Below are 5,306 nucleotides of genomic sequence, written 5' to 3' on the forward strand. Positions count from 1 at the left end.
GTTGGCCATCAGCGAGACCGACTGACCGGTCGCCTGGACCAGCGGCTGGATCGGAGCCGCGACCGTCCTTCGTGTGCGCTGGGTGACTGGACTGGACCAGTGGGGGGGCCCGCACCGAGCAGTGGTCTTGACCTTCGGCCACGCTCCGTGGTGCCGCTTCCCTAATTGGTCTGGACCACGTAACGTTTGGGCAAACGGCGCAAAACACCGCCATGGTCCCCGCCGGTGGTGTTGGTGTCCGCCGTCCTGCACCTGGCTCAAAGGAGAGCGATGTCCAGAAAGAGATGGCACCTGCTCGGTCTGTTCACCGCGGTCGGCGCGATCGCGGTCGGCCTCGTCACCGTGCCGGCGAGCGCCGCCGGTGGCGTCGGCGCCGCCTTCACCAAGGGGTCCGACTGGGGCACCGGGTACGAGGGCAAGTACACGATCAACAACGGCTCCGGCTCGACGCTGCCGAGCTGGACGGTGGAGTTCGACCTGCCGGGCGGCGCGAAGATCGCGTCGCTGTGGGACGGCAGCTACACCGCTTCCGGCCAGCACGTCACCGTGAAGAACACCTGGAACGGCAACGTCGGCAACGGGGCCAGCGCGAGCTTCGGCTTCAACGTCAGCTACTCCGGCACCTACTCGGCGCCGTCGAACTGCAAGCTGAACGGCGGCTCGTGCGACGCCGGCGGTGGTACCCCGACCACCACGCCGACGACCCCGACGCAGCCGACCACCACCCCGACCACCCCGACCACGCCCACCACCCCGACGACGACCCCGCCGCCCCCGCCGGGCGGGCTGAAGAACGTCGGCTACTTCGTGCAGTGGGGCGTCTACGGGCGCAACTACCACGTCAAGAACATCGAGACGTCGGGCTCGGCGAGCAAGCTGACCCACATCAACTACGCGTTCGGCAACGTCAAGAACGGCCAGTGCACGGCGAACGACGACCCGTACGCCGACTACCAGAAGACCTACGACGCCGCGGGCAGCGTGGACGGCGTGGCCGACACCTGGGACCAGCCGGTGGCCGGCAACTTCAACCAGCTGCGCAAGCTCAAGAAGCTGCACCCGGGCCTCAAGGTGATCTGGTCGTTCGGCGGCTGGACCTACTCCGGCGGCTTCGGGCAGGCGGCGCAGAACGCGGCCGCGTTCGCGCAGTCCTGCTACAACCTGCTCAAGGACCCGCGCTGGGCGGACATCTGGGACGGCATCGACATCGACTGGGAGTACCCCAACGCGTGCGGCCTTTCCTGTGACACCAGCGGTTCCGCGGCCTACAAGAACCTGATGGGCGCGCTGCGCTCGCAGTTCGGCTCGTCGTTCCTGATCACCTCGGCGATCACCGCGGACGGCAGCAACGGCGGCAAGCTCGACGTCGCCGACTACGGTGGCGCCGCGCAGTACGTCAACTGGTACAACGTGATGACCTACGACTACTTCGGCGCCTGGGCCGCGCAGGGCCCGACCGCTCCGCACTCGCCGCTGACCAGCTTCAACGGCATCCCGACCCCGGGCTTCTACTCCGACGCGGCCATCCAGAAGCTGAAGAGCAAGGGTGTCCCGTCGAGCAAGCTGTTGCTGGGCATCGGGTTCTACGGCCGTGGCTGGACCGGCGTCACGCAGTCGACGCCGGGCGGCACCGCGACCGGTCCCGCGCCGGGCACCTACGAGCAGGGCATCGAGGACTACAAGGTCCTGAAGAACACCTGCCCGTCGACCGGCACCTTCGCCGGCACCGCGTACGCCAAGTGCGGCAGCAACTGGTGGAGCTACGACACCCCGGCGACCATCGGCGGGAAGATGTCCTACGCCAAGCAGCAGGGTCTCGGCGGCGCCTTCTTCTGGGAGCTGACCGGCGACACCACGGGCGGCGAGCTCATCACCGCGATGAAGAACGGCCTGTCATGAGGCGCCGGTGGTTGCCCGCACTCGGGCTGGCGGCCGCGGCCGCCACGATCGGCGCGATGTTCGTGATCGCCCCGGCCAACGCGGCCGGCGGGGTCTCGGCGACCTTCACCAAAGGCTCCGACTGGGGCACCGGGTACGAGGGCAAGTACACGATCAGCAACGGCTCGGGCTCGACGCTCGCGTCGTGGACGGTCGAGTTCGACCTGCCGGGCGGCGCGAAGATTTCGTCGCTGTGGGACGGCAGCTACACCGCCGCCGGTCAGCACGTCACCGTGAAGAACACGTGGAACGGCAACGTCGCCAACGGCGGTAGCGCGAGCTTCGGCTTCAACGTGGCGTACTCCGGTTCGTACACCGCGCCGTCGAACTGCAAGCTCAACGGTGGGTCGTGTGCGGCCGGGGGCACACCCCCCACGACCACGACGCCTCCTACGACGACGACCCCGCCGACCACCACGACCCCGCCCCCGGCGGGTGGCCGCGGCGCGCCGTACCTGTACCTGGGCTGGGGTAACCCGCCGAGCCCGCAGACGGTGATGAACGCGACCGGGATCAAGTGGTTCACCATGGCGTTCGTCAACGCCTCGGGCGGCTGCAACCCGGCGTGGGACAGCAGCCGTCCGCTGCAGGGCAGTGCGGACGCGAACGCGATCGCGCAGATCAAGGCGGCGGGTGGCCAGGTGATCCCGTCGTTCGGCGGCTGGAGCGGCACCAAGCTCGGCCCGAACTGCTCGACGCCTGCCGCGTTGGCCGGGGCGTACCAGCAGGTCATCAACGCGTACGGGCTCAAGGCGATCGACATCGACATCGAGAACTCCGACGAGTTCGAGAACGAGGCCGTCCAGGACCGCATCCTGGGCGCGCTGAAGATCGTCAAGCAGAACAACCCGGGTATCCAGACGATCCTGACGTTCGGCACGTCGACGACCGGCCCGAACTACTACGGGAACCGGCTCATCGACCAGTCGAAGGCCCTGGGTGCCAACGTGGACGTGTTCACGATCATGCCGTTCGACTTCGGCGGCGGCGCGGACATGTACGCGAGCACGGTGAGCGCGGCGAACGGCTTGCGCGACAAGCTGAAGTCGACGTTCGGGTGGACCGACGCCACGGCGTACGCCCACCTCGGCATCTCGGGCATGAACGGTCTGTCCGACCAGCAGGAGCTGACGAGCGTGTCGGCCTGGACCCAGATCACCAACTGGGCCAAGGCGAACAAGCTCGCGCGCCTGGCGTTCTGGTCGGTCAACCGCGACCGCGGCTGCGCGGGCGGCGGGGTGCAGTCGACCTGCAGCGGCATCGCCCAGAACGACTGGGACTTCACGAAGGTGACAGCGGGCTTCTGACGCTGTCGCGGATGACGCCTCCTTGCCGGCTCCCCGGGCCGGCAAGGAGGCTTTCGCCGTTCGAGGCCGGCTCCACGACGGTCAGTGCTGGTGTTCCCGCTCGTCCTGCACGGTCTCCGCGCGGGCGAGCCACAGTTCGGCCTCGTGGGCGGCCCCCCGCGCTCGCAGCATCCGCGCCAGGCTGAGCATGCCCTGGACGTCCCCCGTTTCGGCGGCCCGGCGGAACCACTTCTCGGCCTCCGCGAGGTCCTCCCGGTGCTCGGCGAGGTGGCCGAGGTTGGTGAGCGCGGGGACGCTGCCGTGCTCGGCGGCCTTGCGGTACCAGGCGGCGGCCTCCCCTTCGTCGCCGCGGTTGCGGGCCAGCACGCCGAGGTTGGTCATCGCCGCCGGGTCGCCGCGCTCGGCGGCGTCGAGGTACCAGTTCTCGGCTTCTTCGAGGTCGCCGCGCCGGTGCAGCAGCAGCCCGAGCCGGACGATCGCCTCGACGTGGCCGCCTGTCGCGCCCCGGCGGTACCACGATTCGGCGTCGGCCGGCCTGCCGAGGCGTTCGGCCTGCCTGCCCAGCCTGCAGGTGGCCGCGAGGTCGCCGGCCTGCACGGCGGACCGCCACCAGCGCGCCGCCTCGGCGGCCTGGCCGCGGTCTCGGAGCACGCTGCCCAGATCGATCATCGCGCTGGTGAAGCCCGCCTCGGCGGCCTGCCGCAGCCACGATTCGGCCTCTTCGCCCTTTCCCTGTTCACGCAGCAGACGGCCCAGCGCCGCCATCGAGGCCAGGTCACCGGCGCGGGCGGCCTCGCCGTACCAGTGCCGCGCGTCTTCGCGCTTGCCGCGCCGCTCGCAGGACTTGGCCAGGTGCTGCATCCCGTGCGGCTCGCCGGCCAGCGCCGCCTCGTGGTACCAGCGCTCGGCCTCGTCCTGCGCGCCGCGTTCGGCGAGCAGGTGGGCCAGTGCCGTCATCGAGACGCGGTCACCGCCCATGGCGGCCTTGCGGTACCACGACTCGGCCTCGGCGAGGTCGCCGCGCTCTCGCATCGCCGAACCCATCCGGGCCATGGCGACGACGTTGCCGCCCTCGGCGGCCTTGCGCTGGAAGAACTCGTCGAACTTCTTGAGCCGGCCGGGCATCGGCTGCTCCCTCCGGATCGGTCCTGCTCCGGTAGTCGCAGTGGAGCGGCTCCGTGTGACAGCTCCGCCGTGGGTGGGCGAGGTCACATTCGCGCCAGGTCATCGTGTCGACGCGGTTGTCCCGTGCCGGCAGAGGTGAGACTACGCCGCGCGACCGCGCAGGTGAGAGGGGAAAATGTGGCAGCCCGCAGCTTTCGGCTGAGCGTGACGCACCGGATCCTGCTCGTAGTCGTGATCTTGGCGATCGCGCTCTTCGGGTACTGGGCGACGACCAGAGGCGCGGGTGCCGTCCCGCCGCCCTCCTCGGCACCGGTGCCGGTCAACGCGGCCGACGTGCAGAAGCAGCTCGACGAGCTGACCATCGCCGCGCGGACGTCCATGGACGGCTATTCGCGCGAGAAGTTCCCGCACTGGGACAGCCAGGGGTCCGGCTGCGACACCCGCGAAGTCGTCCTCAAGCGCGACGGCAAGGACGTCAAGACCGACAAGGACTGCCGGCCGACGTCCGGCACGTGGACCAGCGTCTACGACGACGGGACCTGGACCAAGGCCACCGACGTCGACATCGACCACATGGTCCCGCTCGGGCAGGCCTGGGCGAGCGGCGCGAGGACGTGGACGACCGAGAAGCGCGAGCAGTTCGCCAACGACCTGACCCGGCCGCAGCTGTTCGCCGTCACCGACAACGTCAACCAGCAGAAGAGCGACAAGGCGCCCGACCAGTGGAAGCCGCCGCTCGTGGCGTTCTGGTGCACCTACGCGACCGACTGGATCGTCGTGAAGCACTACTACGGGCTGACCGTCACGCAGGCCGAGAAGACCGCCTTGACGGACATGCTGCGCCGCTGCTGAGCCCGTCGTGACGATCTCCTGGTCCTCGAGCCGTTCGCCGTCGAACTCGGCCTCGACCAGCCTGCTCGTCAGCCCGGGGCCGGG

Annotated in this window: 4 protein-coding genes; 3 read left to right on the forward strand and 1 reads right to left on the reverse strand. The window is 69.6% G+C overall.

What is annotated here, in order from left to right; genetic code table 11:
• Nucleotides 1-270 precede the first annotated feature (270 nt).
• On the forward strand, nt 271-1,899 hold the full coding sequence (locus tag AB0F15_RS44815) for a glycosyl hydrolase family 18 protein (protein WP_360284020.1): 1,629 nt from the start codon (nt 271-273) through the stop codon (nt 1,897-1,899).
• Nucleotides 1,896-3,245: a cellulose binding domain-containing protein gene (locus AB0F15_RS44820; RefSeq protein ID WP_360284022.1), complete on the forward strand. Its 1,350-nt coding sequence runs from the start codon at nt 1,896-1,898 to the stop codon at nt 3,243-3,245. Before AB0F15_RS44815 ends, AB0F15_RS44820 begins: the two co-directional genes overlap by 4 nt.
• Nucleotides 3,246-3,326: 81 nt before the next feature.
• On the opposite strand, the gene AB0F15_RS44825 is transcribed toward AB0F15_RS44820, so the two are convergent.
• A complete protein-coding gene (locus AB0F15_RS44825; RefSeq protein WP_360284024.1) occupies nt 3,327-4,370 on the reverse strand; it encodes a tetratricopeptide repeat protein in 1,044 nt (347 codons plus the stop codon).
• 177 nt (nt 4,371-4,547) lie between these two features.
• Here AB0F15_RS44825 and AB0F15_RS44830 point away from each other — a divergent pair, with 177 nt between their 5' ends.
• Complete coding sequence (locus AB0F15_RS44830; protein ID WP_360284026.1) at nt 4,548-5,222, forward strand: HNH endonuclease family protein; 675 nt, start codon at nt 4,548-4,550, stop codon at nt 5,220-5,222.
• Nucleotides 5,223-5,306 lie beyond the last annotated feature (84 nt).

Source organism: Amycolatopsis sp. NPDC026612 (assembly GCF_040638285.1).
Taxonomy (GTDB): Bacteria; Actinomycetota; Actinomycetes; order Mycobacteriales; family Pseudonocardiaceae; genus Amycolatopsis.

Excerpts from the sequence above, each read along its gene's own strand:
- AB0F15_RS44815 (WP_360284020.1), top strand. The coding sequence starts at position 271 with ATGTCCAGAAAGAGATGGCACCTGCTCGGTCTGTTCACCGCGGTCGGC.
- AB0F15_RS44820 (WP_360284022.1), top strand. The coding sequence starts at position 1,896 with ATGAGGCGCCGGTGGTTGCCCGCACTCGGGCTGGCGGCCGCGGCCGCC.
- AB0F15_RS44825 (WP_360284024.1), bottom strand. The coding sequence starts at position 4,370 with ATGCCCGGCCGGCTCAAGAAGTTCGACGAGTTCTTCCAGCGCAAGGCC.